This window comes from Amycolatopsis jejuensis (genome assembly GCF_000717335.1).
Classification (GTDB): domain Bacteria; phylum Actinomycetota; class Actinomycetes; order Mycobacteriales; family Pseudonocardiaceae; genus Amycolatopsis; species Amycolatopsis jejuensis.
On record NZ_JNYZ01000004.1, the window covers coordinates 252,777 to 277,131 of the forward strand.

27 protein-coding genes are annotated in these 24,355 nt (G+C 68.3%); 8 read left to right on the forward strand and 19 right to left on the reverse strand.

The features are described 5' to 3' along the window. Positions 1 to 32 precede the first annotated feature (32 nt). On the reverse strand, positions 33 to 905 hold the full coding sequence (locus tag OO71_RS05945; protein ID WP_245633577.1) for an alpha/beta fold hydrolase: 873 nt from the start codon (positions 903 to 905) through the stop codon (positions 33 to 35). A 78-nt stretch (positions 906 to 983) separates the two neighbouring features. Here OO71_RS05945 and OO71_RS05950 point away from each other — a divergent pair, with 78 nt between their 5' ends. Both OO71_RS05950 and OO71_RS05955 read left to right on the forward strand, forming a co-directional pair. Next, positions 984 to 1,562 carry a TetR/AcrR family transcriptional regulator gene (locus OO71_RS05950; protein WP_033288586.1) on the forward strand — a complete coding sequence of 193 codons (579 nt, stop codon included), beginning with the start codon at positions 984 to 986 and terminating at the stop codon, positions 1,560 to 1,562. 140 nt (positions 1,563 to 1,702) lie between these two features. Then, the gene (locus tag OO71_RS05955; RefSeq protein ID WP_156096190.1) at positions 1,703 to 2,512 is read left to right on the forward strand and encodes an IclR family transcriptional regulator; all 810 of its coding nucleotides are present in this window, start codon (positions 1,703 to 1,705) and stop codon (positions 2,510 to 2,512) included. 216 nt (positions 2,513 to 2,728) lie between these two features. On the opposite strand, the gene OO71_RS05960 is transcribed toward OO71_RS05955, so the two are convergent. From OO71_RS05960 to OO71_RS06015, 12 genes are all read right to left on the reverse strand, one after another. Next, positions 2,729 to 3,643 (reverse strand): zinc-binding dehydrogenase, encoded by a 915-nt coding sequence (locus OO71_RS05960; RefSeq protein ID WP_051791066.1) that lies wholly within the window; start codon positions 3,641 to 3,643, stop codon positions 2,729 to 2,731. Further along, positions 3,640 to 5,214, reverse strand: a complete 1,575-nt coding sequence (locus OO71_RS05965) for a class I adenylate-forming enzyme family protein (RefSeq protein WP_033288587.1) — start codon at positions 5,212 to 5,214, stop codon at positions 3,640 to 3,642. The genes OO71_RS05960 and OO71_RS05965 overlap by 4 nt, the downstream gene beginning before the upstream one ends. Before the next feature lie 24 nt (positions 5,215 to 5,238). Next, positions 5,239 to 6,384, reverse strand: a complete 1,146-nt coding sequence (locus tag OO71_RS05970; protein WP_033288588.1) for a thiolase family protein — start codon at positions 6,382 to 6,384, stop codon at positions 5,239 to 5,241. After that, positions 6,368 to 7,066, reverse strand: coding sequence for an SDR family NAD(P)-dependent oxidoreductase (locus OO71_RS05975; protein ID WP_051791067.1), 699 nt, complete (start codon positions 7,064 to 7,066; stop codon positions 6,368 to 6,370). Before OO71_RS05975 ends, OO71_RS05970 begins: the two co-directional genes overlap by 17 nt. Positions 7,067 to 7,081: 15 nt before the next feature. Beyond that, positions 7,082 to 7,903 carry an SMP-30/gluconolactonase/LRE family protein gene (locus tag OO71_RS05980; RefSeq protein WP_033288590.1) on the reverse strand — a complete coding sequence of 274 codons (822 nt, stop codon included), beginning with the start codon at positions 7,901 to 7,903 and terminating at the stop codon, positions 7,082 to 7,084. Further along, positions 7,900 to 8,286: a metal-sulfur cluster assembly factor gene (locus OO71_RS05985; protein WP_033288745.1), complete on the reverse strand. Its 387-nt coding sequence runs from the start codon at positions 8,284 to 8,286 to the stop codon at positions 7,900 to 7,902. Before OO71_RS05985 ends, OO71_RS05980 begins: the two co-directional genes overlap by 4 nt. Before the next feature lie 5 nt (positions 8,287 to 8,291). After that, on the reverse strand, positions 8,292 to 9,380 hold the full coding sequence (locus tag OO71_RS05990) for an amidohydrolase family protein (RefSeq protein WP_162186036.1): 1,089 nt from the start codon (positions 9,378 to 9,380) through the stop codon (positions 8,292 to 8,294). Continuing rightward, on the reverse strand, positions 9,373 to 9,789 hold the full coding sequence (locus OO71_RS05995; protein ID WP_084144735.1) for a Zn-ribbon domain-containing OB-fold protein: 417 nt from the start codon (positions 9,787 to 9,789) through the stop codon (positions 9,373 to 9,375). The genes OO71_RS05990 and OO71_RS05995 overlap by 8 nt, the downstream gene beginning before the upstream one ends. Further along, positions 9,786 to 11,108 carry an MFS transporter gene (locus tag OO71_RS06000; RefSeq protein ID WP_051791074.1) on the reverse strand — a complete coding sequence of 441 codons (1,323 nt, stop codon included), beginning with the start codon at positions 11,106 to 11,108 and terminating at the stop codon, positions 9,786 to 9,788. Before OO71_RS06000 ends, OO71_RS05995 begins: the two co-directional genes overlap by 4 nt. 79 nt (positions 11,109 to 11,187) lie before the next feature. After that, positions 11,188 to 11,421 (reverse strand): biotin/lipoyl-containing protein, encoded by a 234-nt coding sequence (locus OO71_RS06005; protein WP_033288592.1) that lies wholly within the window; start codon positions 11,419 to 11,421, stop codon positions 11,188 to 11,190. Further along, positions 11,418 to 12,449, reverse strand: a complete 1,032-nt coding sequence (locus OO71_RS06010; protein WP_033288593.1) for an alpha-ketoacid dehydrogenase subunit beta — start codon at positions 12,447 to 12,449, stop codon at positions 11,418 to 11,420. Before OO71_RS06010 ends, OO71_RS06005 begins: the two co-directional genes overlap by 4 nt. 9 nt (positions 12,450 to 12,458) lie before the next feature. Beyond that, on the reverse strand, positions 12,459 to 13,421 hold the full coding sequence (locus OO71_RS06015; RefSeq protein ID WP_033288594.1) for a thiamine pyrophosphate-dependent dehydrogenase E1 component subunit alpha: 963 nt from the start codon (positions 13,419 to 13,421) through the stop codon (positions 12,459 to 12,461). A 189-nt stretch (positions 13,422 to 13,610) separates the two neighbouring features. On the opposite strand from OO71_RS06015, the gene OO71_RS06020 reads away from it, so the two are divergent. Further along, a complete protein-coding gene (locus OO71_RS06020; protein ID WP_033288595.1) occupies positions 13,611 to 14,324 on the forward strand; it encodes an alpha/beta fold hydrolase in 714 nt (237 codons plus the stop codon). Here OO71_RS06020 and OO71_RS06025 read toward each other — a convergent pair. From OO71_RS06025 to OO71_RS06050, 6 genes are all read right to left on the reverse strand, one after another. Further along, positions 14,317 to 15,348 carry an S-methyl thiohydantoin desulfurase family protein gene (locus OO71_RS06025; protein ID WP_033288596.1) on the reverse strand — a complete coding sequence of 344 codons (1,032 nt, stop codon included), beginning with the start codon at positions 15,346 to 15,348 and terminating at the stop codon, positions 14,317 to 14,319. The genes OO71_RS06020 and OO71_RS06025 overlap by 8 nt on opposite strands. A 9-nt stretch (positions 15,349 to 15,357) precedes the next feature. Continuing rightward, positions 15,358 to 16,263, reverse strand: coding sequence for a pyridoxal-phosphate dependent enzyme (locus tag OO71_RS06030; RefSeq protein WP_033288597.1), 906 nt, complete (start codon positions 16,261 to 16,263; stop codon positions 15,358 to 15,360). A gap of 1 nt (position 16,264) precedes the next feature. Continuing rightward, a complete protein-coding gene (locus OO71_RS06035) occupies positions 16,265 to 17,056 on the reverse strand; it encodes an SDR family NAD(P)-dependent oxidoreductase (protein WP_033288598.1) in 792 nt (263 codons plus the stop codon). A gap of 120 nt (positions 17,057 to 17,176) precedes the next feature. Next, positions 17,177 to 17,701 (reverse strand): hypothetical protein, encoded by a 525-nt coding sequence (locus tag OO71_RS06040; RefSeq protein WP_033288599.1) that lies wholly within the window; start codon positions 17,699 to 17,701, stop codon positions 17,177 to 17,179. 96 nt (positions 17,702 to 17,797) lie between these two features. Then, on the reverse strand, positions 17,798 to 18,466 hold the full coding sequence (locus OO71_RS06045; RefSeq protein WP_033288600.1) for a response regulator transcription factor: 669 nt from the start codon (positions 18,464 to 18,466) through the stop codon (positions 17,798 to 17,800). Between the two features lie 42 nt (positions 18,467 to 18,508). Continuing rightward, on the reverse strand, positions 18,509 to 19,669 hold the full coding sequence (locus tag OO71_RS06050; protein ID WP_051791076.1) for a sensor histidine kinase: 1,161 nt from the start codon (positions 19,667 to 19,669) through the stop codon (positions 18,509 to 18,511). A gap of 154 nt (positions 19,670 to 19,823) precedes the next feature. Here OO71_RS06050 and OO71_RS06055 point away from each other — a divergent pair, with 154 nt between their 5' ends. The 5 genes from OO71_RS06055 to OO71_RS06075 all read left to right on the forward strand — a co-directional run bounded on the left by OO71_RS06055 (position 19,824) and on the right by OO71_RS06075 (position 24,259). Continuing rightward, complete coding sequence (locus OO71_RS06055; protein ID WP_033288601.1) at positions 19,824 to 20,336, forward strand: hypothetical protein; 513 nt, start codon at positions 19,824 to 19,826, stop codon at positions 20,334 to 20,336. Next, positions 20,333 to 21,406: a peptidoglycan-binding protein gene (locus OO71_RS06060; RefSeq protein WP_033288602.1), complete on the forward strand. Its 1,074-nt coding sequence runs from the start codon at positions 20,333 to 20,335 to the stop codon at positions 21,404 to 21,406. Before OO71_RS06055 ends, OO71_RS06060 begins: the two co-directional genes overlap by 4 nt. Continuing rightward, the gene (locus OO71_RS06065; RefSeq protein ID WP_033288603.1) at positions 21,403 to 22,101 is read left to right on the forward strand and encodes an ABC transporter ATP-binding protein; all 699 of its coding nucleotides are present in this window, start codon (positions 21,403 to 21,405) and stop codon (positions 22,099 to 22,101) included. The genes OO71_RS06060 and OO71_RS06065 overlap by 4 nt, the downstream gene beginning before the upstream one ends. Then, positions 22,098 to 23,306: an ABC transporter permease gene (locus OO71_RS06070; protein WP_033288604.1), complete on the forward strand. Its 1,209-nt coding sequence runs from the start codon at positions 22,098 to 22,100 to the stop codon at positions 23,304 to 23,306. The genes OO71_RS06065 and OO71_RS06070 overlap by 4 nt, the downstream gene beginning before the upstream one ends. 314 nt (positions 23,307 to 23,620) lie before the next feature. Then, entirely contained in the window at positions 23,621 to 24,259 is a 639-nt protein-coding gene (locus OO71_RS06075) for a helix-turn-helix transcriptional regulator (RefSeq protein ID WP_084144737.1), read from the forward strand. The last annotated feature ends 96 nt before the right edge of the window (positions 24,260 to 24,355 follow it).

Here is a 24,355-nt window from a genome sequence, read left to right on the forward strand (position 1 = left end):
CGCCACCATCCCGGAAGCCGATCGCATTCCGGTCACCGCTGCTTGGTCAGGAAAGGCAGGACCAGGGCGAGGAATTCCTCCGGCCGTTCCTCCGCCGGATAGTGCCCGCTACCGTCGAGGACATGGGATTCGACGTCGTCGGCGACGGATTCCATTGTCTGGCCGACCAGTTCCCCGGTCGATTCCGCCCCGCCGATCGCGAGCACCGGCAAGGTCAGCCGCTGCTGCCGCCGTGACAGATTCTGCTCGATGGTGGTTTCGAGCGCGCGATACGGTTCGAAACTCGCCCGCAGCGAATCCGCGTCCGCCGCGATCGAAGACACGTACTCCTCGACCGCGTGCGGCTCAAGTTCGTTGGCAGCAGCGGTTTTCGACGCGAACTGGTGTCCGAAGTAGAGCGCTTCGCGACCGCGGACGAGTTCCTCGTTGATGCCGTCGAGCCGGTTGAATCCAAAGTGGAACAACCGGTTGTTGGCGGCGGCGGAACCGAAGAACGGTGCCTCGGGCGAGATTCCCGGCACGGCTGCCTCTGCAACGGCGAGCCGAGTGACGCGCTCCGGATGGTCCGCGGCGAGCGCGTAACCGATCCACATCCCGACGTCGTGCCCGAGGACCGCGAACTCCTCGTGCCCCAGCGCCGTCATCAGGTCGACCAGGTCCTCGGCCAGCGATCCGGTGTCGTACCCGTCGCGCGTTTTGTCGGATTTGCCGATTCCGCGCGGCTCGGCAGCCACCACTGTGAAGTGCCCGGCGAGCGGGGGCAGCACGTGCCGCCACGCGTACCAGGTCTGCGGCCAGCCGTTGATCAGCAGCAAGGGCGGACCGCTGCCACCGGTGACAACGTGGTGGCGCAGCCGGTCGGTGGTCACGAACTCACTGCGGAAGCCAGGCGGGAGGCTGTTCATGACCTCGAAGGTAGCCATCTTGGAACGATTAGTACAAGATTATGTGGTACCCATCATTCCCAGAGGAGAGGAGCGGGTATGGCCGGGAAGAAGCAGTTCGCCGTACCGGCAGCGCTGACCAGCGCAACCACGGCGTTCTGGCGCGCGGGCTACGCGGACACGTCGGTGGACAGCCTGTGCACCGCGACCGGCCTCGGCCGCGGCTCGCTGTACGGCACCTTCGGCGGCAAGGACGCGCTCTTCCGCAGCGCACTCGAGGACTACGGCAAGCGGTACGGCGACCAGTACGACGCCGCGCTGGCCGCACACCCGGACGATCCGGCCGGTGCGGTCGAGGCGTTTCTGGAGGTGGCACTCAACCGGATCCTCGACCCGGACCTCCCGGAGGGCTGCCTGATCGCCCAGTCGGCCGCCGAGATCGCCGCACTGACGCCGGACAGCGCCGATCTGGTCCGCACCCTGGTCGACCGGCAGCGCACCCGGGTCCGCGCGGCACTGGGCAAGCCGGCCGATCCGGCGCTGGACGACCTGACGTCGTTCGTGGTCGCGGTGAACCAGTCCCTGGCAGTGATGAGCAGGGCGGGCGCGGGGGAAGCGGAACTGCGGGCAATCGCGGGGCTGGCGGTGCGGACGGTCCACGCGGGTACCGAAAGCTGACATTCACCATTTCAGAAGGTGAAATCTGCGCCTGCCCCCATTTCCACGATTCAGGAGGTTTCGGCAGTACACCTTTCCGGTGTCCGGGATTAGACTCTGCGGCACCCCCGAGCAACGGTGCCGAAGAGGTGGAAGACCGCATGCCCAGCACTCCTCGTGACAGCACGGGTACCACTGGTGGCGGTGCGGTTCCCGTGGATCCGCCGCCGGATTTCGTGCAGAGCGTTTCGCGTGCAATGCGCATCATCGACATTGTCGCCGAGCAGCCGAGACTGCAAGTCAAAGCGATCGCGCGCCGGGCCGGATTGAACATTTCGACCACGTACCACCTTCTGCGCACCCTCGCGTACGAGGGTTATGTGCACCGTTTGTCGGATGGCAGCTACGTCGCGGGAGAAGCCATTGCGCGGCGTTTCTACGGCATGATGAACTCGCTCGTCCGCCCGCCGAGTGCACAGTCCATTCTGCGGGTGCTCGCCGAGACGACCGGCCTTTCCGCGCACCTGGCGCTGATGATCGACGGCCGGATCGTGATCACCGACATCGTCGAGGCACCCGGGTCCCCGCACGTCGAAGACCTGCAAGCCGGTCTCGACCTCGCGCTGCACGCGACCGCGATCGGCAAAGCGCTGGTCGCCGCGCTGCCGAGGGCGGATCAGCCGGGACCGTTCGAATCCGAGCAGCTCCGCCCGTTCACCAGCCGCACGCACACCACGCGCAGCGAACTGCAGCACGAGCTCGCGCTGCTGGGCCCGGGCGCGATCGTGGTGGACCACGGAGAGTTCCGGGAAAACGTGACGTGCGCGGCGACGACGATCTCCCGCCCCGACACCGCCGACCTGTGGGCGATCGGCGTGTCCAGCAGACAGGACGCCATCGCCGACTCGGTGACGGCCGAGCTCCGGTTCGCTGCGCAGGCACTGGCCGGGGTGCCGGAGTCCCGGCCTTAGCAAAGTGGGCCGGGGCGGCGTACCGGCGGTCGGTTCGGCTGGACGCATCGCGGTTCGGCGGAGAGCAGGCGGGCCGGGGCAGCACCATGCATGGCCGACGAAGTACGCGGCTCGTCCCCGGCCGTCGGCAAGCCGGGGCACGAGCTGGGCGCCCACGAGCCGGGGCGCGGGCTGGTCCGGCGACAACGTCGAGACGCACCCGCCGGTCCCAGCGGCTCAGCCGAAGGTGAACACGACCTTCCCTCCGGAGTCGCTCAGGTAGTCCAGCCCCCGCGTGACCTCCGTCCAGCTCAGGATGTGTCCCGCGCGCGCCGACAGCTCACCGGCGGCTACCCGGTCCAGCAGATACCCCAGGTCACGGCCACCGGCGGCCCGGGTGAGCTCGTCGAACACGCTGATCCACGTGATCCGGAACGCGGCCCGCTGTTCGCCGAAACCGGCGGGCAGGGCCAGGGGAAGCCGGGTCGGATTACCTACGCAGATGCCGATCCCGCCGGGTCCCAGGCGGGCCATGGCGACGGTGAAGGAGTCGCCGCCTGCGGTGTCGACGACCACGTCAACCGGTTCCGCGGGCAGGTCGGCCGGAGTTGCGACGGCGGCCGCGCCCAGGTCACGCAAGGCGGAAGCCTTCGCCAGGTCTCGGGTGACCGCGATGACCGACGCTCCCCCGAGTGCGGCCAGCTGCACCGCCCAGCCACCGACCCCGCCCGAAGCGCCGGTCACCAGCACCCGCCGGCCGAGCAGCTGGCCTGCCTGTCGGAGGGCGTACAGCGCAGTCAGTCCGGCCACGGGGACAGCGGCCGCGTCGGCGAAGGACAGACCGGAAGGGAGCTCAGCGACCGAACCCACGGGAGCCGCGACGCGCTCGGCCCACGCACCGGCCGGTACGAGACCGGCGACCCGGCTCCCGACCGGCGGGCCACCGGCCGGAGACGCACGCACGACCACCCCGGCGAAGTCGTACCCGCGGACGATCTCGCCCGCCGCCGCGGCAGCGTGCTGCAGGTCCCCGCGGTTGAGGCTCGCCGCCCGGACCTCGACCAGCAGGTCGCGGTCCCCAGTCATCGGGTCGGGCACTTCCGCCGGACGGAACCCGACCTGGCCCGCACCCAGGGTGACCAGCGCCTTCACTGTGCGCTCCCGGCGAAGTACGTCTCGCCGATGAGCCGCTTGTTGACCTTCCCGCTGTCGGTCATCGGCAGCTGATCCGCGGCGAGGAACACGAACGCGCCCGGGATCTTGTACGACGCCACCCGGCTGCGCAACCACGCCCGCAGCTCGGTTTCAAGGCGACCCGGCTCTTGTCCACGCCTGGGAACGACCGCGCAGCACAGGGTTTCGTCGTCCCGGCCGGGCAGGATCCAGCCGAACGCGTGGACGTCCTCCACCACCGGGCTGTCCCCGAGTACGGCTTCCACCTCGGCGGGTGAAACGGTGATGCCGTTGACCTTGACGATCTCCTTGAGCCGCCCGGAATAGATCAGCCTGCCCTGCTCGTCGATCCGGCCCATGTCGCCGGTGCGGAACCAGCCGTCCGCGGTGAAGCTCCGGAGATTGCTTTCCGGATCGTTGAAGTAGCCCTGCGTCACGCATCCGCGGAGCTGGATTTCCCCGGCCGCGGAATCCGGTCCGGCCGGCTTTCCGCTTTCCGGGTCGACGATCCGGATCTCCTGTGTCGGCAGCACCGTTCCCTGGGTGTGCAGTTTCGTCGCCAGATCATCGTCGGCGCGGGTCATCGTGCTGTGCCCGTAGCCTTCGGTCAGTCCGTACACACTGCACACTCCGGTGACGCCGAGTTCTTCCACCGCAAGGCGTTTCTCCTCCGGGGAGAACGCGGTGATGCCGGTGCGCAGTGAACTCAGGTCGTGCGCCGCGGCGGCGCCGGAATCCAGCAGGGCCCGCGTCATCGGGCCGAGTCCATAGTAGACAGTGCAGCGGTGCTTCTCGACGAACGCGGCTGATTCCCACGGTTCGAATCGTTCCTGTATGCACAACGTCGCACCATTGGTGAGCGCGACCGGAATTCCGTTCGCACATCCCAATCCGAAGAACAACGGCGTCGCCATCCACAACCGGTCGCCCGTGCGCAGATCCTGACGGCGGCCGATTTGATAGCAGTTGTCCATGAGATCGCGGTGGGTCAGCGTGACCACTTTCGGCTCCGCGCTGCTTCCGCTGGTGAACGCCATGAAGGCGATGTCCTCCGGTTTCGCGGACGACGCGGGGTCGTCGCCCGGCCCGTCCAGCGGCAGCTCCAGCACACCGTCGCGCTCCCAGAACGCGGTACCGAGATCGGCTTCGAGCAAGCCCGCTCGACGGAGGATGTCCTCCCACGAAATTCCCCACAACGTCCGCTGCGAGATGAGCAGCCGCACGCCGGTCCGCTCGACCGCGGTGCGGAGTTCGTCCTCGCGATACCAGGTGTTGAGGCACACCACGGTAAGGCCCGCAAGATGTGCGCCGACCGCGGTCGCCATCCACCGCCAGCCATTCGCGACCAGCAGTCCGACACGTTCGCCCGGTTCGAGGCCGAGCTGCCGGAACCGGGCCGCCACTGAACGGGCGGCGCGGAGGAATTCCCCGGCATCACCGGAGCCGTCCTCCGCGATGACGATCGGTTGCGGCCCGGCCACCTGCTCGAAGGATTCGACCATCGCCGGAATGGTCCGCTCCTGCGTTGCCTGGTAAGGACTTTCGTACATGCTCTTCTCCACGACTAGAATTACCTACGCCTTGGTGAACACCAGGCTGTCCCCGAAACACGTCCCCCATTGCACGACTTCCGCGTCCGGCACCTGCCGGTCCTCCGCAGCGCCGCGCAATTGCTGCACCATCTCGTAAAGCTGGCCGTAGCCGAGCAGATGCCCTTCGGACAACAGGCCGCCGTTGGTATTGACCGGCAACCGGCCGGAAACGCGCAAGGCCTGGTCCCGGCAGAATTCCGGCGCCTCGCCCTCGCCGCAGAATCCGTGCCGCTCCAGGGCAAACCACACGAGCGGGGAGAACGCGTCATAGGTGTAGAACGCATCGACGTCCTGAGCCGACACCCCGGCCATTCCGCGGGCCGCGAGATCCCACGACGATGGGGTGAACGGAACGTCCTCCTGCTGCTGCACCCCCAGTCCCGGGCGAGCGAACACGAATTCCTGCGGTCCGGACCGCACCCCCTGCATTCCGGCGATGACGATTCCGCCGGACCCACGGGAAATCAGCAGACATACCGCACCATCTGCCGTCACGCTGAAGTCGAGGCGGCGCAGCGGTTCGATCACCAACGGCGATTTCGCATACTCGGCCAAGGAATACGGCTGCTGGAACACCGCCCGCGGATTGAGCGACGCATTGTGCCGGATCGCCGTCGTGACGTGTCCCAAGGCGTCCTCCGGCAAGGAGTACTTGTTCAGGTACCTCCGCAACGCCATCGCCGCTCCGGAACCGGGCGCCGTGAGGCCGTAATGCGGAAGTTCGCCGTGCGGTCCGCCGCCCTCCCGCGTTCCCTCGACGTCACCCACTCCGCCGAAGACCTGCGAAGGGTTGCGCATCGCGAAAACGACCGCCACCACGTCGCAAAGCCCGCCGGTCACCGCGAGTGCAGCTTCCTGTACGCAGGCACCGGCCCACCTGCCGTGCGCCCACTTTTGGTCGGCAAACCGCACCGTGAGCCCGAGTCGTTCGCACAGCACGTCGTAATCGACGCCGTGCGGCGAGCCGACGTTCACGATGATGCCGTCGATTGCCTTGAGCTCGACCCCCGCGTCTTGCGCGGCCGCACGGATGCTCCGCGCGGCGAGGCTCAGCGGCGATTCCTTGGTACCCCGGACGATCTCGGTGGCCCCGGCACCGAGCACGACCGCCTCACCCGCGCGGCGCATTGATGCCCACCGTGCTGATCAGACCGCCGTCGACGACCAGCGACGAACCGGTGATGTACGACGCTTCGGCACTGCAGAGAAACGCAATGGCGGAAGCAATCTCGTCCGGCCTGCCGACCCGGCCGAGCGGAATTCCGTTATTCTGCAACGTATCGGCATTGATCGCGGTGGCAATCGCTCCCGGACTCACCGAGTTGACCCGGATTCCCTGCGGAGCAAGGTCAACCGCGAGCTGCCGGGTCAATGCCAGGATCGCACCCTTCGACGCGGTGTAAGCGGGATAGCCGTATCCGACGTGCGCCGCAACCGAAGCCACCTGCACGATCGCGGCGCCGTCGGCCTCCGCGAGAAACGGCACGGATTCCCGGAGCAGGTTGACATATCCGCCGACGTTCACGTCGAGCAGTCCACTGAGGACGTCCGAAGTGGTGTGTGCGAGATCTTCCCGCGCGATGATCCCGGCACAGTTCACGAGAATGTCGAGGCGGCCGAATTCCCGCACCACCGAAGCAACACCTTCGCGTACGGCGTGCTCATCGGTGACATCGATCGGGAAAGCCGCGTTGCGGTCGAAAGCCGCGACGCGAGCGCCCTGTTCGGCAAGCACCCGCGCCGTGGCCTCGCCGATCCCCGACGCGGCTCCGGTGACGATCGCAACCCGGCCGTCGAATCTGGTACCCACAGGCATTCCTCCCGATCAAAGCTCACGGACCGTGACGCGGCCGACGCGCCGCGTCCGCGATTCCTCGTGTCCCCAAGCGTCGCTTTCACACACGAACAACGTGGTTCCCCTCGCCCCGCCGAAAACGCACGACAGCGGCGCCTGTCCGGTCTTCATCCGACCGGCGAGGCGCCCCGACCGCGTGACGCAGAGCAGCTCCCGGGTCAACGGCGAAGCAACCCAGACGTTCCCCTCCGGATCGACCGCAAGCCCGTCGGGCGCCTCCTGGTCAAGGGTGATCAGCGGACGGCGGTTGGCGAGCGTGCCGTCCAGCCCGACGTCGAACAGCGTCACCCGTGGTGGGTCGGATCGCGTCTCCGCAACGGCCAGCGTCCGTTCGTCGTCCAGCAGTACCATCCCGTTCGCCACGGACAGCCCGGACGCTGCGACCCGCGTAGTCCCGGACGGGCCGACCAGCGCGAGGTCCGCGGGTCTCGCCGGTTCGCCGAACGAACTGCCGTCGCCGTGGTTGCCGATGTATGCGCGCCCCTGCCGGTCGACGACCAGGTCGTTCGTGTGCCACGTCGCGATGCCGGTGAGGTCCGCGTGACACGCGAGGCCGTCCGGATCGAGCCGCAACACCCGGCGTTCGGTCATCGAGACGACCAACAGCCGCCCGTCGGGCAGGAACCCGAGCCCGGACGGCCACCCTGGCACCTCGGCAACGCAGGTCAGCGCGCCGTTTTGCCGGTAGACGCGGCCGTCGTGGATGTCGGAAAACCACAGCGCGCCGTCGTGCCATCGCGGGGCCTCCGGGAACGCGAGGCCCGCGACGACGACGTCGAATCCGCTGGTCATGTGACCGGTGTGAGAGGCAGGCCGATCCGGTCCCCGGTGCGGGCCCGCCGCTGCCTGCGGTGCTCTTCCAGCCGGGCGGTGTAGGTCTCGGACATGTCCGCCGGGGTCCAGTCGTGGTCGTGCGAGAAACTGACCCGTACCGTGCCGACGCCGTCGAGCTCCGCCAACCGCCGACGTGCCTCCTGCACGAAGGGGTACCCCATGATGCAACCGGGTTCGGTGACGCCGATGAGCACGTCGACGTCGGTGCCGGATCCGGTTTCCGCCATCGTGATACTGCGGACGAGGCCGAGTTCCTCGATGCCCGCCGTGCAGCCTGCGGTGATGCTGCACGGGTCGATGACGGTGTTCAGTGCACGCCGCACGGTCGCTTCGTCGAGCATTTCGATCACGCTCCGACCGCACGGCGACCGCCGGACCACGGCTCGGCGAATTCCTCGGGCTTCGGGAACCGGCCGTCGACGATCCGGCTCTTCAGCTTCTCCACCGACAGCCCGTGCATCCGCGCGAAGTTGCCGCCGAGAATGCCTGCCTTGTCCTCCCGCGACAGTGCCGGGTAGCCGTATCCGTCCTGAAGGGACTCCGGCATTTGCCAATCCCAGAACGCTTCGACATACGGCCGCGGGTGATACAGCATCGCGCCCGTGGCCCACAGAAGCCGGTCGACGCCACCGGCCGCGAGGAATGCCCCGACGATGGTGGAAAAGATCATCGGTGCCTTGTGCAGGTACGCGCTCGTGGCTTCGAGGTTCACGTAAACGTTCTTGAACCGCGCGACCAGGCTGGCGGTTTCTTCGAGGAACGCCCACCCGCCGTGCACGATTTCGAAATTCATGTCCGGGAAAGCCATGGCCGCACGTTCCAGGTCACCCACGTTGAACGGGCCGATCGGTACCGCGCCGAGCGGCTGGGATTTGTGTACCGCAATGGTCCGCAATCCGTGCGACTGCGCACGCTCGATGATCGGGAACGCGATCTCCGGGTCGTCGAGCCGCCAGTCGTGGAAAACGCCGTCGATGATGTCGCCGGGATACACCTTCAGGGCGAGCACGCCTTGTTCCTCGACGAGCTGGTCGACCTTGTCCAGCACCCCGTCCTCGAACGGGCTGATCCCCGCGTACAGGTAGACCCGGCCCTCGTAGCGGTCCCGCATTTCCTTGCCGACCCACAGCGGCGAAAGGCCGTCCTTGAAGAGCCCATAGAGCGGGATCGAATGGTAGACGGCGATGTCGGTGGGGCTTTCGGAGAAGAACGCGTGCCCGATCATCTCCGGGTCCATGCCGTTGTAGAACCGCTCCTCGTCCAGGATCCACTTCGTCTCCCCGCGCGGCTGGAAACCGAGGTGTAGACCGTGGTACCCCATTTCCGCGAACTCGCGGCACAGGTCAGGGTCGGCCTGGTAGTTCTCCGGACTCTGGTTGTACGCGTGCGAAACCGCGTCGACCACCAGGATGTCTTCGATCATTTCTTCACTCACTCTTTTCTGCATCGTCCCGGCGGAACACCGGGAGCAGCTGGTCGGAATTCTGCGCCCGGCTGAACTTCACGCGCACGCGAAGATCCGCATCGAGCTTGGTCGGCGGAATGTCCAGGAGCGCGGTGAAGCGCGGGCCCTCGTCAAGTTCCACGAGGCCGACGGCGTACGGCGGCGGGAAGCCGGGGAGGTACTCCCGCCGGTACACCACCCAGCCGACCAGTCGCCCGGTTCCGCGAAGCTGTTGCCACGAAAAGGAATCGGACGCACAGTACGGGCACAGCGGACCGCACGGCCACCGGAACCGGCCGCAGGCACCGCAGTGCTGCATGGCCAGCTTCCGAGACCGGGCGAACTCCCAGAACTCCCGGGAATCGTCCTGGTGAAGGACTTCGGCCGGGCGCACCATCATTCCCGCCCTGCGGTTTCCTTGAGCGTCAGCAAGGTGCCGAACGAAACCACCGCGAACGCCACCAGGTAGAACGCGGGGGCGATCTTGATTCCCGTCACGCTCACCAGCCAGGCGCAGACCAGCGGTGTCGGACCGGCGAACGCAATGGCCGTGAGGTTCACGACCAACGCGATCCCGGTGTACCGGACCTGTGCCGGGAAAAGCTCGGTGAGCATGGCGAGGTTGGCTCCGAGAATGGCGGCGACCGGTATTCCCAGAACGGTGTCGGCAATGATCACCACCGCCGGTTGACTGGACCCGAAGGCGACGAAAGCGGGGATCGCCAGCACCGCCAGTCCGATGGACCCGCCGAGCAATACCGGTTTCCGGCCGATCCGGTCGGAAAGGCGGCCGAACTGCGGAATGCACAGGCAGGCCACCAACATCGCAACCGTCACCGCCAAGGTGGCGAGCGCCCCCGAATGGTGCGTGACGGCTTGAAGATGTACCTGCGCATAGAAGAAGGTGATGTACACGCCACCGGCCATCAACGCACTCGCGCCGAACCCTTGTACGATCTTCGCCCGGTGCTCCCGCAGCAATTCCGCCAATGGGAACGAACTCCGCTTCTCCTCGGCCGCCAGCGCTCGCATGGCCGGTGACTCGTCGAGCCTGCTCCGGATGAACAGCCCGACGAATCCGATGGGCAGTGCCAGCAGGAACGGAATCCGCCAGCCCCAGCTCAACAACATTTCCTGGGTGAGCACCGATCGGAACAGGAGGATCAGCATCGCCGACGCGAGGCTGCCGCCGATCGACCCGATCTGGATCAGACTGGTGAACAATCCCCGGCGGCCCCGCGGCGCGAATTCCGCGACGTAAGCCGTCGCGCCACCCACCTCCCCGCCTGCGGAAAGCCCTTGGACTACGCGAATCAGAATCAGCAGCACAGTCGCGCCGATGCCGAAGGCCGCATGCGTCGGGAGAATTCCGACCACGGTCGTCGCGAAGGTCATTCCCAGAATTGCGATGACCAAGGCCGGCCGTCGGCCGATCCGATCCCCGAGGTGCCCGAAGAGCAGGCCCCCGATCGGGCGAAGGGCATACGCCGAGCCAACCGCGGCGAGCGTGGCCAAGAGCGACGCGGTTCCGTCACCGGCCGGGAAGAAGACCGTGGCCAGTGCAGTGGTGAGGAAGGCGTAGACGCCGTAGTCGTAGTACTCGACGACGGTGCCGATCACCGCGGCCCAGGCGACGCGCCGGGTCACGCGCAGGTCCGGCGCATTGTCGTGGTCTTGCCGGACGGTGCCCGTTGCCGGGCCAGGCTGGTTCACTTCCACGTCGAGGTTCTCCTTGCTGCGTTGTTCGGACGAATCCGCTGCCCCTTGTCCGGTCGCCGCATGCGCGGCAAAAGCTGCATCAGGCGATGCGCGCGACGGCGGCGCCCTGCTGGATGACGTCCCCCTCGCCGGCCAGCAACGTGATCCGGCCCGGCGCGGGGGCCACGATCTCCATGTCGACTTTGTCCACCGCGACCTCGGCGAGCAGCTCGTCCACGGCGACGTCCGCGCCGTCCTTGACGAACCAGGTCGACAGGACTCCTTCCGCTGTCGGGTCGGCATCGGAGATGTGCGGGAAGAGCACGTCGGTCATCGGCCGAGCACCTCCAGCACGGCCTGACGGATGCGGGCAGGGCCGGGAAGCACCTCATGCTCCAGCGGGCGGGCGTACGGGAGGGGGACGTCCGGGACCGCGACGCGCAGTGGCGGTTTACGCAACAGCGCCGGATCCTTTTCGACGACCCGGCTCACGATTTCCCCCGACAGGCCGAAAGAAAGGTAATCCTCGTCGACCACGACGAGATGGCCGGTGTGGCCGAGCGATTCGAGAATGGTGTCCAGATCGAGTGGGACGACACTGCGCAGATCGACGACCTCGCAGTCGATCCCTTCCGCGGCAAGGTCGTCCGCGACGTCGAGGGCGTGGTGCACGGACAGCGACAGGGTGACGATCGTGACGTCCGACCCGGCGCGGGGAATGGCAGCCTTCCCGATCGGGATCTCGTACGGCTCGGACTCGACCGGCGCGACCGACCGCCGGTTCTTGGCCATCCACGGCAGGCCCATGATTCCTTTGTGGAACATGTAGATCACCGGGTTGTCGTCACGGATCGCCGAGATCATCAACCCTTTGGCGTCGGCCGGATTGCTCGGTACGACGACCTTCATCCCGGGCAGGTGCGCGAAAGTGCCCCACAGGCACTGGGAATGCTGGGTACCGTCGGAATAGCCCCCGCCGACCGCCGTGGTGATCACCATCGGCACCTTCACGTTGCCCGCGGATTCGAAGTGGATTTTGGCCATGTGGTTGTAGATCTGATCCATGCAGACGCCGAAGAAGTCGGCGAACATCAGTTCCGCGATCGGGCGCATCCCCTCGGTGGCGGCGCCGGTGGCGAGGCCGATGAAGGCGGATTCGGAGATCGGGGTGTCGAGTACGCGGTCCGCGCCGAACTCGTCGAGCAGGCCGGTGGTGGAGCTGAACACCCCGCCGTACGTGCCGATGTCCTCCCCCAGCACGAACACCGCCGGATCGCGCCGCATTTCCTGCGCGATTCCTTCGACCATGGCCTTGGCGGTGGTGAGAGTACGGGTTTTCGCGGTGGCTGCGGTGGCAGTCATCAAGCCTCCTCAGGCGAAGACGTAGGACAGGGCGGATTTCGGGTCCGGTTCAGGACTTCGCTTGGCATAAGCGATCGCGTCCTCCACGCGGGCACTCGCGTCGGCGGCGATGGTGTCGGCGGCGCGGTCGTCGAGCTCGAGTTGCGCACGGTAAGTGGGAATCGGATCGCGGCCGGGGACGTTTTCCAGATCGGAACGGTACGCCTGCGCGTCACCCTCGAAATGGCCCCACAGCCGTAAAGTGTGCACTTCGATCAACGACGGCCCGCCGCCGGATCGGGCCCGTTCCACGGCTTCCCGGGTAGCCTCCCAGACCGCTTCGACGTTGTTGTCCTCCACCCGGACCCCGGGAATCCCATACGCCGCCGCGCGAACCGCATTGGAACTGACCGAAGTGGACGCACTGCGCGGAACCGAGACGCCCCAGTCGTTGTCCTCGACGACGAAGACCACCGGCAATTTCCACAACGCGGCCAGGTTGAGCGATTCGTGGAAGGCGCCCTGGTTCACCGCACCTTCGCCGGTGACCGCCACCGCGATATTTCCCTTACCCGCATTGCGGAACGCGAAAGCCTGCCCGAGCGCGGGCGGGTAACCCTCGGCGATGATGCCCGAACACGAGAAATGCACCGACGGGTCGAACAGGTGCATGTGCCCGCCCCGGCCGCGGCCGAGCCCGTCCTCGCGGCCGAAAATCTCGGCGGTCATCCGGCGGAGGTCGACGCCGTGTGCGAGAGCGAGGTGGTGCGGGCGGTGGGTGGCGGTCACCGCGTCCGCGGCGGTGAGGTGCGCGCAGACCCCGGCGGCCACCGGCTCCTGCCCCGCCGCGAGGTGCATCTCGCCGGGGATCAGGCCGGCGCCGATGTCGAAAACCGGCTTCTTGTCGGCGTGGTACTCGCGGAGGATGGCCTCCTCGTAGGTGCGGATGAGCACCATCGTCCGGTACAGCTCCAGCTGTGTGCTGCGCTCCATCGTCCCTCCAGGTTCGCGGTCGGCCCCCAACCTCCCCCGCGTCCCGCCGGGTCGGCAAGAGAGGCGATTTCAGACCGTGAAACGGCTGCCGCGGCGGCGTTTTCGCCATCTGAATCCGCGGGTCTCGCGCCGCGGCGCCCGGGGGTACAGGCTCGGAGGCGACGGCACGGACGGTTGGGAGGTCGGCAGGTGAAAGACGTGGTACTGGTGCATGGCGCCTGGCACGGTGGCTGGTGCTGGCGGCGAGTGACCGACCGGCTCCGCGCGGCAGGCCACCGCGCGTACGCTCCGACGCTCACCGGGCTGGCCGACCGCGGTCACCTGCTGCAGCCGTCGGTGACGCTGGAAACGCACGTTCAAGACGTGATCGGGCTGCTGGAGTTCGAGGACATCGACGACGCGGTGCTGTGCGGGCACAGCTACGGCGGACTGGTCGCGGCGGTCGTCGCGGACCGGGTCCCGGAACGGATCGGGCACCTGGTCTTCCTCGACGCGCTGGTACCCGCGAGCGGCCAGTCGGCGATGGACCTCCTCGGCGAGACCGAAGGGGTACCCGACCTGCTGCGGCAGCTGGCCCGCGAGGCAGGCGACGGCTGGCGGGTGCCGCCGAGCGCGTTCACTGCGGAAGCCCTCGGCGTCGACGACCCGGCCGATGCGGCGTGGCTCAGCTCCCGGCTGACCGACCATCCGCTGTCGACCCTCGAGGAACCCGTCGACCTGGCCGGCGGGGTCGACAACGTCCGCCGCACGTTCGTCCGAGCCGAGAAGTTCCCGGCGACCTGGGCCGACGACCTGCTCGCGGCGGCCCGCGAGGACTCCGGGTGGGAACACCATTCGATTCCGGCCGGGCACGACTTGATCGTGACCCATCCCGACGAGGTGACGGAGATCCTGCTCAGGTGAGGTGCCCGACCGGGTCCACCGCGTATCCGAACGCCCGCGGACCGGCCATCGCGATTCCCTCCGGGGTGTGCCATCGGGGGTCGGCCGGGCTGGCGACCACGTCGACGTCCTGGCCCACGGTCAGGTCGATGGTCTGGATCAACGTGCCCGAGGCCGGGTCGGCCAGGTTGATGAGGTCCGGGACCGTCGCCAGTACCACGCCTTCGCGGCTCACGATCAGGTTTTCGTTCTGGAAGTCGATCCGCACGAAGCCTTCGGGGGTGTGCAGGGAGACCACGCCGCGCGGCCAGGTGTCCGTGGAGTTCTGCATCAGTTCCACCACCGTGCCCTGGCACAGCAGGCGGCCGCGGCAGGCGAGCAGGTACTCCGGCTGGGACCGGGCGGCGCCGATCCGGGTGCACTCGCTGACTGAGCCACCCAGGTCCAGGCGGGCGCAATCGCCTGCGGTGAGGTGGTAGGCGCTGATCAGGGCGGTCAGCCCGAGGCCGGGCAGGACCGCGCGCAGCAGCTCGCCCAGTACCGCGCTGTCGCCGGTCGAGAATTCGGCCAGCACCCCGGCGCCACCGACCATCGTCACCGGCTGGATCGGGTACCCGGCCAGCCGCGGGATCGTCAGGTCGATCGACGGGAAGCACCGGCGCATCAGGTCCGCGTCCAGGCACGGCAGCCCGAGCTGCGCGGCCACCGCGAGCGGAACCGCCGCATTCACCCCGGCGCATTGCACCGGCACCACCGCCGCGCAGCTCCGCCCGGCTCTGGCCTCGACCGCCGCGCGCAGCGTTTCCGCGTCCACCTCCCCGTGTGCCTTTTCCACCAGCACGGAGGGCGGACCCGCATACGCCACCGGCAGTACCAGCGCGTCCGGGTCCATTGTGGACGGATCAGCGAGCGGAACCGGGCCGTACCGCCGGATGGCTGCGGTCAGCATTTGGCGTCCCAGATAGGGATCGCCACCGCTGCCACTGCCGAAGTGGACAGCGCCGCGCAGGAGATCGTCGATCGCGGCTTCGGTCACCTGCTCCATCCGGGCACTCTACTTCCGGATATTCGCCCCGCACAGCACAACGCACGCCCGCTCACCGGAACCGGGCACATAAGGACCCCGAATCGCCGCCAACGCAGCGGCAGCGCCGTATTCGACCCCGATCCGGTGTTCGTCCCACAGCAAATCCCGTGCGTCGGCGATCTCCCGGTCGTCGACCAGGATCGAGCGGGTGTCGGACGCTTGCGCCGCTTGCAAGGCGAGGTCGGTCGCTCGTCGTGCGCCCAAAGAATCCATGGCGATCGAGTCGACCTCGACGTCCACCGGGCGTCCCGCTTCGATTGCGGCGTTCAGGGCTCGGCAGGTGCGTGGCTCGACACCGACTGTCCGGATTCCGTGTGCGGCAGCGGCCGTCGCGACCCCCGCGAACAATCCCCCGCCACCGACCGAGACCACCACAGTGTCGACACCCGGCTGGTGCGCGACGATTTCGTCCACCAAAGTCCCGGCCCCGGCGGCCATCAGCGGATCGGCGTACGCGTGCGCGAGCAGAACGTCGTTGTCCCGCCCGAAATTCGCGCATGCTTCGGCCGCTTCGCCGTACTCGGTGCCTACCCGGTGCACGATGGCACCCAGCGTGGTGAGGCGGTCCAGCTTGGCGTCCGGCGTGGTGGCGGGGACGAAAACGGTAGCTTTGGTATTGGCCAGCCGGGCCGCCCAGACAAACGCCAAACCGGCATTACCGCCGCTGGCAATGGCGATTCCGCTGTCCGGCAAGGTACCGCGTTCCGCGTGGGCGAGGACGAAATTCGCGGCGCCGCGTGCTTTGAACGAACCGGAAAACTGGAGGAACTCCAAGGCCAGCGAAACGCGAGGCGCGAAAGGCGCGACCGTCAGTGGACGAACAACGTCCCCGATTCGGGCCCGAGCCGCACCGATCTCGTCAATGGTGAGCATTTCAGTGCACGGACCGGACTGCGCCGCCGTCGACGCGAAGGGTCGCGCCGCTGATGTATGCGGCGGTGTCACCGGCCAGGTAGGCGACCGCAGCGGCGATCTCGTCCGGACGGCCGAACCGGCCGATATCGTTGGCCGCAAACGCTTCCGCCGCAGAGGACTCGATGTCCTCCCACCGTTCTCCCCAGCCCTGTTCCGGCGCAAGTTTGACCAGCAATTCCCGCAGCGAATCCACCATGATCGCGCCGGGGGAAACGACATTCGACGTGACCCCGGTGCCTTTGAGCTCGCGCGCCAGCGAAACGGCGAGATTGTGCCGGGCGGCGAGCGAAGCATTGTAATGCGGCAACATCGCCATCGACTGGATCGCCAGCCCGCCACCGATTCCGATCACCCGGCCCCAGCCGCGTTTCCGCATTTCCGGCACGAAAGCGCGAATCATCCGTACATAAGACACGACGTTCACCGAGTAGGTCTGCAACCACACATCCGGCGTCGCCTGATCCCAGGAGAAATGCTCGTACGCACCCGCATTGTTGACCAGGATGCCGACCGGACCGGCGGACGCGGCCACGGCCTCCGCCCCCTCGTCGGTGGCAAGGTCCCCGATCGCGACCTCGGCGCGGCCACCGTCCGCGCGGATCGTCGCTGCCACGGCCGAGACCCGGTCCGCGTCGCGCCCGTGCACGACGACCTCAGCCCCCTCCGCGGCGAGTTTCGCGGCAATCGCGGCCCCGAGTCCCGAACTCGACCCGGTGACCAGCGCCCGCCGTCCCGACAATCCCAGCTCCATGGTGGCTCCTCCCGACCAGACCTGGCTGCCCTGCCGGAAGCGACGCTAGAAGCGGGTACCGCGCGAAACATCGGCCCGCGCACCAAACCGGCGCCGGGCGAGGTGTGCACGGCGCACAGGTCAGGCGGCCCCCACCCACATCCGGATGCGCCGTCCGGTCGCGAAGGCGCCCGCCAGCAGCGGCAGCAGCCAGTCGACCCACACCAGGAAGAACCCCAGGTACGACGACGCGTCGTCGCCGATCCCGCCGAGGACCCGGTTGCCGCCGATCGGCGTGAAGGCGAAGACCAGCGCCACGAAGACGACCACCAGCCTGCTGCCCGCACCGATCAGGACCAAGGTTCGCCCGAGGGGGTTGCGCTTGGCCAGCAGCACCGCGCCGGCCAGACAGCACACCGCGCAGCCGACCTGGCTGATCAGGCCAACGACCATGCTGAAGGACATGGACCCGTCGCCGGTCGGCAGGTACATCGTGATCAGCGACAAGGCGTCCGCCGCGCTCCAGCGGTCCGTCGATACCGACCGCACGGTGACCGCAGGCCAGATCAGGAACGCCGTCTCCCGCACGGCGACCAGCACCGCGAACCCGATCGCGAGCACCACCCCGGGCGACACCCGCCTCGACTGTGCCGTCTGCTCCGCCACCAGACCTCCTCCGCCGTTGGTGCGGACACGCTAGTGCAGAACCGGCGGGAGGGGTCCCGGGTCACCCGGATTCACCGGACCGGAGCGCCGAACGGCTTACGGAGACCCGTCCGCGAGCCGGTACCCCGCCCCGGCCACCGTCTCGATCACCGGGGGCGAGCCGAGCTTCCGGCGCAATGTCATCACGGTCACCCGGACGGTATTCGTGAACGGGTCGGCATGTTCGTCCCACGCCTTTTCCAGCAGCTTTTCCGGGCTCACCACCGTGCCACCCGCCCGCATCAGGACTTCCAGCACCGCGAACTCCTTCGGGGACAGCGGCAGGAAGCGGCCGTCGCGGGAAGCCTGGTGGCGAGGCAGGTCGAGGACCAGACCGGCGGCCTCCAGCACCGGCGGCAGCGCGGGGCGGGCGCGCCGGGCGAGTGCGTGCACGCGGGCGACCAGTTCGGCGAACACGAACGGCTTGGTGAGGTAGTCGTCGGCGCCGAGGTTGAGCCCGTCGATGCGGTCGGTGACGTCGGCCGACGACGTGAGCATCAGCACCCGGGTCTCGCCGCCCGCGTCGACGATCGCCGCGCACACCTCGTCGCCGTGCACGGTGGGCAGGTCCCGGTCGAGGATGACGACGTCGTAGGCGTTCACGTCGACGCGCAGCAGGGCCTCCCCGCCGTCGTAGCAGACGTCCACCGCAAGCGAATGCCGCCGGAGTCCCTCGGCAATCGAGTCCGCGAGGAGCGGCTCGTCCTCCACGACCAGTACGCGCATTCGATCATCATGCCCGGAACCCGGGTAAAAGCGCGATAAGGGTCAGACCGGCAACCGCACTTCGACCGTGAGCCCGCCGCCCGGATTGGCCCGTGCACCGGCGTCTCCGCCGTGCGCGCGGGCGACCGAGCGCACGATCGACAACCCGAGCCCGGAATGGTCGGCGGCGCCGGTGCGGTCGGGTTTTCCGCGGCGGAACGGTTCGAACAGACCGGCCACGTCCTCCTCGGCGACCATCGGACCGGAATTGCGGACGGAAAGGGCGGGAGTGGAACCGATTGCGACGAACACCCAGCCGCCGCGATTGTTGTAGCTGATGGCATTGCTCACCAGATTCAGCACCAGCCGTTCGAGCAAAACCGCGTCGCCGATGACGGTTCGCGCGCGCAGCCTCGTTTCCACCGTCACCGCGGCTTCCTCAGCTTGCGCGGACGTGAGCTTGACCACCGAGCGCACGACCTTGTCGAGGCGGACCGGCGTGCGTGCGGTCAGGCCGCGGTCGCTGCGGGCCAGCACCAGCAGCCCCTCGATGAGCCGTTCGCTGCGTTCGTTCGTCTGCAGCAGATGCGGGCCCAGTTTCTCCAGCACCGGACCGGCATCGGGGTTCTGCAGCGCGACCTCGATCAGCGTGCGCTGCACCGCCAGCGGCGTGCGCAGCTCGTGCGAAGCGTTGGCCACGAACCGTTTCTGGCTGTCGAACGAGCCGGCCAGCCGGTCCAGCATGCCGTCGAACGTGTCGGCGAGCTCCTTCAGCTCGTCGGTCGGCCCGCCGAGGTTGATGCGCTGGTCCAGCTTCCCGGCCTCGAGCCGGCGGGCGGTGGACGTGATCGTGTGCAGCGGGCGCAGCGCGCGCCCGGCCACGAACCAGCCGAACAACACGGCCAGCGCCGCGGTGGACACCAGCGCAATCACCGACGCCAGCAGCAATGTTGACATCGTGGAGCTGCGGTAGTCGGTGAGCACGGCCTTCGCCACCGACACCGTGTCGCTGGGGACGGTGCGGTCCCAGGCGGGCTGGACGGGAGCCATTCCGTCGACTCCGGCCACGGTGTCCAGGTACTGCGCGGGCGCCGGGAGCTCGTTGCTGACCACGATGTAGGTGACCACCACCAGCACCGTGCCCGCCAGCAGGAACAGGCCGCCGTACCACGCGGTGAGCCGGGTCCGCACGGACAGCCGCAGTATCCGGCGTGCCCTCTTCACTGGCAAGCGTCCTCCATCCACGGTCGGTCCGGATCATTCTGTCCGATCGGCCCATAAGGAGAGGATAAACAAGATCGCTTAACGCGCCCGTATCGCCCGATCGATAGAACTGGGCCACCCCCGTCCGGGGGAAACCGAGTGAAGGGAAATGCGCATGCGGAAAACGCGTCTGGCGATCGCCGGTGCCGGGCTGGCGCTGGCGGTGCTGACCGGCTGTTCGTCCGGGGACGGCGGCTCGAAAGTACCGTCCATCTCGACCCCGAATGCGAGTTCGGCCCCCGCGCAGGCAGGCGGCGGGAAATCCGATCCGGTGGCGGACAAGGACGCGATGCGCAAATTCGCGAAATGCATGCGCGAGCACGGGGTCGACTACCCGGATCCCGACGACAAGAACGGGATGGCCGTGACCCTCGAGGATGCCGAGAAGCAGAAGCCCGCGCTCGACGCGTGTTCGAAACTGCTGCCGAACGGTGGCGCGCCGAAGAAGCTGAGCCCGGAAGAGCTGGACAAGCAGCGCAAGCAGGCCCAGTGCATGCGTGAGCACGGGGTCGACTATCCGGACCCGGACCCGTCCGGCGGTGCGCTGCCCGCGATGCCGATGGACGACGCGAAGGCCACCGACGCCATGAAGGCGTGTGGATTGGGAATGGGGTCAACCGGACAGTGACCGAGAAACCGACCAGAAGCCGGGCCCGCTGGTTCATCGCGGCGGGGGCGACCGTACTGGTGCTCGGCACGACCTCGGCGGTCGCGCTGACGCACGTGGCGTCCGGCGGCGAAACGACGACGGCCCCGAAGCCGGTGGCGACGGCCCCGGTGACCAAATCTGACCTGCGCGAGGAGGAGAACGCCAACGGAAAACTGGGCTACGGCAAGGAAACCACGTTTGCCGGCAAGAAGAGCGGGACGCTGACCTGGCTACCCTCGCCGGGGGACGTGATCGCCCGCGGCGCGAAAGTGTACACAGTGGACAACAAGCCGGTGCCGCTCTTCTACGGGAACCTGCCGTTCTACCGTCCGCTGTCGGCGGGCGCGGAGAAGGGCCCGGACGTCAAGGTGCTCGAGGAAAACCTGAAGGCGCTGGGATTCGGCGGGTTCGGCGCACCCGACGACAAGTTCACCGCGGCGACCACGGCGGCGATCAAGCGCTGGCAGAAGTCGCTCGGCCTCGAACAGACCGGTACGTTCGATCCGGCCGACGTCGTGCTCGCCCCCGGCGAGATCCGCGTGTCCGGGGTGTCCGCCCAGCTCGGCGGACCCGGCGCGGGCGACGTGCTCAAGTACACCGGCACCGCCCGGATCGTGCAGGCCGAGCTCGAAGCGACCAAGCGGAGCATCGCGGTGAAGGACGCGAAGGTGTCGGTCAGCGTGAACGGCCGCACCCTCACCGGCACCGTGACCGAGGTGGGCAGCTCCGTCACCGACCCCAAGGAACAGGGCAAGGATGACGGCAAGGCCAAGGTCACCGTGCTGATCCGGCTCGACGACCCGGCCGCGGCAGGTGGTCTCGACGGCGCCCCGGTCACCGTGCGGTTCACCAAGCAGGTCCACCAGGGCGTGCTGGTGGTCCCGGTCGGCGCACTGATCGCGCTTGCCGAGGGTGGGTACGCGGTCGAGGTCGACGAGCAGGGCAAGCGCCGGCTGATCGGCGTCGAGACCGGGCTGTTCAGCGGCGGCATGGTCGAGGTCAAGGGCACCGGGCTGACCGAGGGCCAGCGGGTGGTGACCACGTCATGATCCCCGTGCTCGCCGCGTACGGCGTTTCGCGGACCTACGGCGGAAACGTGCCGGCGCTGCGGAATGTCTCCTTGTCGCTGTCGGACGGGGAAATGGTGGCCATCGTGGGGCCGTCCGGGTCGGGGAAGTCCACTTTGCTGCAGCTGATGGGCACTTTGGACCGTCCGACCAGCGGCCGGATCGAGGTCCGCGGGCACGACGTCGCCCAGCTGTCGGACCGCAAGCTGTCCGCACTGCGTTCGCGGTGGATCGGGTTCGTGTTCCAGCAGTTCTTCCTGAACGACGGCGAAACCGCGGTGGACAACGTGTGCACCGGACTGCTGTACAGCGGGGTCCCGAAGCGGAAGCGGCGGGCGCAGGCGCTGGTGGCGCTCGACCGCGTCGGGCTGGGACACCGTTCCGGGCACCTGCCGGGCGAGATGTCCGGCGGGGAGCGGCAGCGGGTCGCGATCGCGCGGGCGGTGGTGAACACGCCGCCGATCCTGCTGGCGGACGAGCCGACCGGGAACCTCGACACCGGCAACGGCGCGGCCATCCTCGCCCTGCTCGCGGAGCTGAACGCGGAAGGCACCACGATCGTCATCATCACGCACGACCGCGAGATCGCGGACGGGATGCCCCGGCGGATCGAGATCCTCGACGGTGCCCTGCGCATCGACACCGGTGCCGCCCGGATGTCCGGAGCCTTCCAGTGAGCGCGCCGACCGCGCCGCCCGAGCCCACCCGGCTCGGTCCGGCGGACGTCGTTTCCCTTGGCGCACACGGAATGCGGACCCGGCCGATGCGGGCGCTGCTGTCCGCGCTCGGCATCGCGATCGGGGTCGCGGCGATGGTCGCGGTGCTGGCGATCCCGGCCTCGGCCGAGCAGGCCCTGCAGAACAAGCTCGCCGCGATGGGCACGAACCTGCTGCGCGCGGAAGCGGGGCAGACGCTCACCGGGGGCAAGGCCAAGCTGCCGGACAGCGCGGTCGGCATGGTCCGGCGGATCGCTCCGGTGCAGGGCGCGGTCGAGGTCGGCAAGGTCGACGCCAAGGTGTATCGCAACGACCGGATCCCGTCGGCCGACTCCGCCGGGGTCTCGGTGTTCGCGGCCCGGCCGGACCTGCTGGGGTTGCTCGGCGGAAAGGTCCGGTCCGGGACGTTCCTCGACGGCGCGAACCAGCGGTACCCGGCGGTCGTGCTGGGTACCGAGGCGGCGGCGCGGCTCGGCATCGACCACCTCGACCCGGCGCATCCGCCGCAGGTGCTGATCGGCTCGTCGTGGTTCAGCGTGGTCGGCATCCTCGACCCGATGCCGCTCGCGCCGGAGATCGAGCGGTCGGTGCTGATCGGCTGGGACGTCGCGAAGCAGGTCTTCGGCTTCGACGGGCATCCGACCACGGTGTACCTGCGGGCCGAGGAAGCGCAGGTCGGCGCGGTGCGTTCGGTGCTCGGCGCGACGATCAACCCGGCCGCGCCGAACGAGGTCTCCGTGGACCGGCCGTCCGACGCGCTCGCCGCGCAGGCGCTCGCCAAGAACACCTACGGGGCGCTGTTCCTCGGCCTCGGCGGGGTGGCGCTGCTCGTCGGCGGCGTCGGCGTGGCGAACACGATGGTGATCTCCGTGCTGGAGCGCCGCCGCGAGATCGGGCTGCGCCGCGCCCTCGGCGCGACGCGCGGCCAGGTCCGCGGCCAGTTCCTCGCCGAATCGGTGCTGCTGTCCGGGCTCGGCGGGCTGGTCGGGGTGGTGATCGGGGTGGCGGCGACCGCGGGGTACGCGCTCAGCCAGGGCTGGCCCGCGGTCCTGCCACCGGTCGCGCTCGTCGGCGGGGTGGCCGTCTCGGCAGCCGTCGGCGCGATCGCCGGGGCGTACCCGGCGATGCGGGCCGCCCGGCTGCCACCCACTCAGGCCTTGGCCTGAGCCATCCGGCGGCCCGGCGGGACCTGCACCCCCGGGCCGTCGGAGCGGCCGTGTTACACCTTCTAACTTTATGGTAATAGTGTAAATATCGGACGGGGCGCTGCATTGCCCCTTTGGCCACCGGCGGAGGTACAGCAGGCACTACCACCGTCTCGGCAGTGCAGGGGATCGAACCTGCGCAGCGGTCCGGACATCCTCGGACCAAGCGGGAATCCGGAAGGACGGTGGTGGCCGGTGCCGAGCCGTGACCTGACGAAATGCCGGACGCGGCGGCGAGTGCCGCGTCCGCGGGGAGCAAAGACCGGTGAGCTGACATGAGTGCATTGCCCGAACGAGTGGCGATCATCGCCAACGACCCGATCAGCGGCGAGGGTGCCGCCGCCTACCTGCGCAGCACGCTGCAGTACGCCGTGCTGCCGCCGGGGGAGTTCCCGCGTGCGGACATCCTGCTGGTAGTGGTCCCCGAGGTCCGCGAGAAGACGCTGCTCGACCTGTGGCGGATGCGCCGGGCGGCAATCGGCCCGGACATCCGGGTGGTACTGGTCGTCGACCGGATCGACAAGGTCGAGCTGAGCAGGCTCACCGGACTCGGCGTCACCTCGGTGCTGTTCCGCGGGTCGGCGACGCGGGAGCGGATCCTCGAGGCCCTCACCTTCCGGCGCCGCGAGACCGAATCGGACGATTTCCTCGCCGCCCGGCTCCTGGAAACCTTCCACGCCACCGAATCCGACGTCCGCTATTCCGGCGGTTTCCTCGACCACCACAGCCTGCAGCCCCGCGAGGTCGAAATCCTCGAACTGCTCGCGCAGGGGCTCGGCACGGTCGAAATCGCCGATCGGATGTCCTATTCGGAACGGACGATCAAGAACATCATCAGCGCCTTGCTGACGCGGTTCGACCTGCGCAACCGCTCGCATGCGGTGGCTTACGCCCTGCGTGCCGGAATCATCTGACCCCCGGGCCGGCGCGGGTATCCCCCTCGGGAATACCTCCTGCCCTGATAGACCCCAGTACTGCCCCTTGAGTCATTCCATGCGATTCCGGCATTG

Excerpts from the sequence above, each read along its gene's own strand:
- OO71_RS06075 (WP_084144737.1), top strand. The coding sequence starts at position 23,621 with ATGAGTGCATTGCCCGAACGAGTGGCGATCATCGCCAACGACCCGATC.
- OO71_RS06030 (WP_033288597.1), bottom strand. The coding sequence starts at position 16,263 with ATGCTCACCATTGACGAGATCGGTGCGGCTCGGGCCCGAATCGGGGAC.
- OO71_RS05965 (WP_033288587.1), bottom strand. The coding sequence starts at position 5,214 with ATGTACGAAAGTCCTTACCAGGCAACGCAGGAGCGGACCATTCCGGCG.
- OO71_RS05985 (WP_033288745.1), bottom strand. The coding sequence starts at position 8,286 with ATGCTCGACGAAGCGACCGTGCGGCGTGCACTGAACACCGTCATCGAC.
- OO71_RS05980 (WP_033288590.1), bottom strand. The coding sequence starts at position 7,903 with ATGACCAGCGGATTCGACGTCGTCGTCGCGGGCCTCGCGTTCCCGGAG.
- OO71_RS05970 (WP_033288588.1), bottom strand. The coding sequence starts at position 6,384 with ATGCGCCGCGCGGGTGAGGCGGTCGTGCTCGGTGCCGGGGCCACCGAG.
- OO71_RS05950 (WP_033288586.1), top strand. The coding sequence starts at position 984 with ATGGCCGGGAAGAAGCAGTTCGCCGTACCGGCAGCGCTGACCAGCGCA.
- OO71_RS06025 (WP_033288596.1), bottom strand. The coding sequence starts at position 15,348 with ATGGAGCAGGTGACCGAAGCCGCGATCGACGATCTCCTGCGCGGCGCT.
- OO71_RS06015 (WP_033288594.1), bottom strand. The coding sequence starts at position 13,421 with ATGGAGCGCAGCACACAGCTGGAGCTGTACCGGACGATGGTGCTCATC.
- OO71_RS06010 (WP_033288593.1), bottom strand. The coding sequence starts at position 12,449 with ATGACTGCCACCGCAGCCACCGCGAAAACCCGTACTCTCACCACCGCC.
- OO71_RS06045 (WP_033288600.1), bottom strand. The coding sequence starts at position 18,466 with ATGCGCGTACTGGTCGTGGAGGACGAGCCGCTCCTCGCGGACTCGATT.
- OO71_RS05945 (WP_245633577.1), bottom strand. The coding sequence starts at position 905 with ATGAACAGCCTCCCGCCTGGCTTCCGCAGTGAGTTCGTGACCACCGAC.
- OO71_RS05995 (WP_084144735.1), bottom strand. The coding sequence starts at position 9,789 with ATGATGGTGCGCCCGGCCGAAGTCCTTCACCAGGACGATTCCCGGGAG.
- OO71_RS05955 (WP_156096190.1), top strand. The coding sequence starts at position 1,703 with ATGCCCAGCACTCCTCGTGACAGCACGGGTACCACTGGTGGCGGTGCG.
- OO71_RS06065 (WP_033288603.1), top strand. The coding sequence starts at position 21,403 with ATGATCCCCGTGCTCGCCGCGTACGGCGTTTCGCGGACCTACGGCGGA.
- OO71_RS06035 (WP_033288598.1), bottom strand. The coding sequence starts at position 17,056 with ATGGAGCTGGGATTGTCGGGACGGCGGGCGCTGGTCACCGGGTCGAGT.
- OO71_RS06055 (WP_033288601.1), top strand. The coding sequence starts at position 19,824 with ATGCGGAAAACGCGTCTGGCGATCGCCGGTGCCGGGCTGGCGCTGGCG.
- OO71_RS06005 (WP_033288592.1), bottom strand. The coding sequence starts at position 11,421 with ATGACCGACGTGCTCTTCCCGCACATCTCCGATGCCGACCCGACAGCG.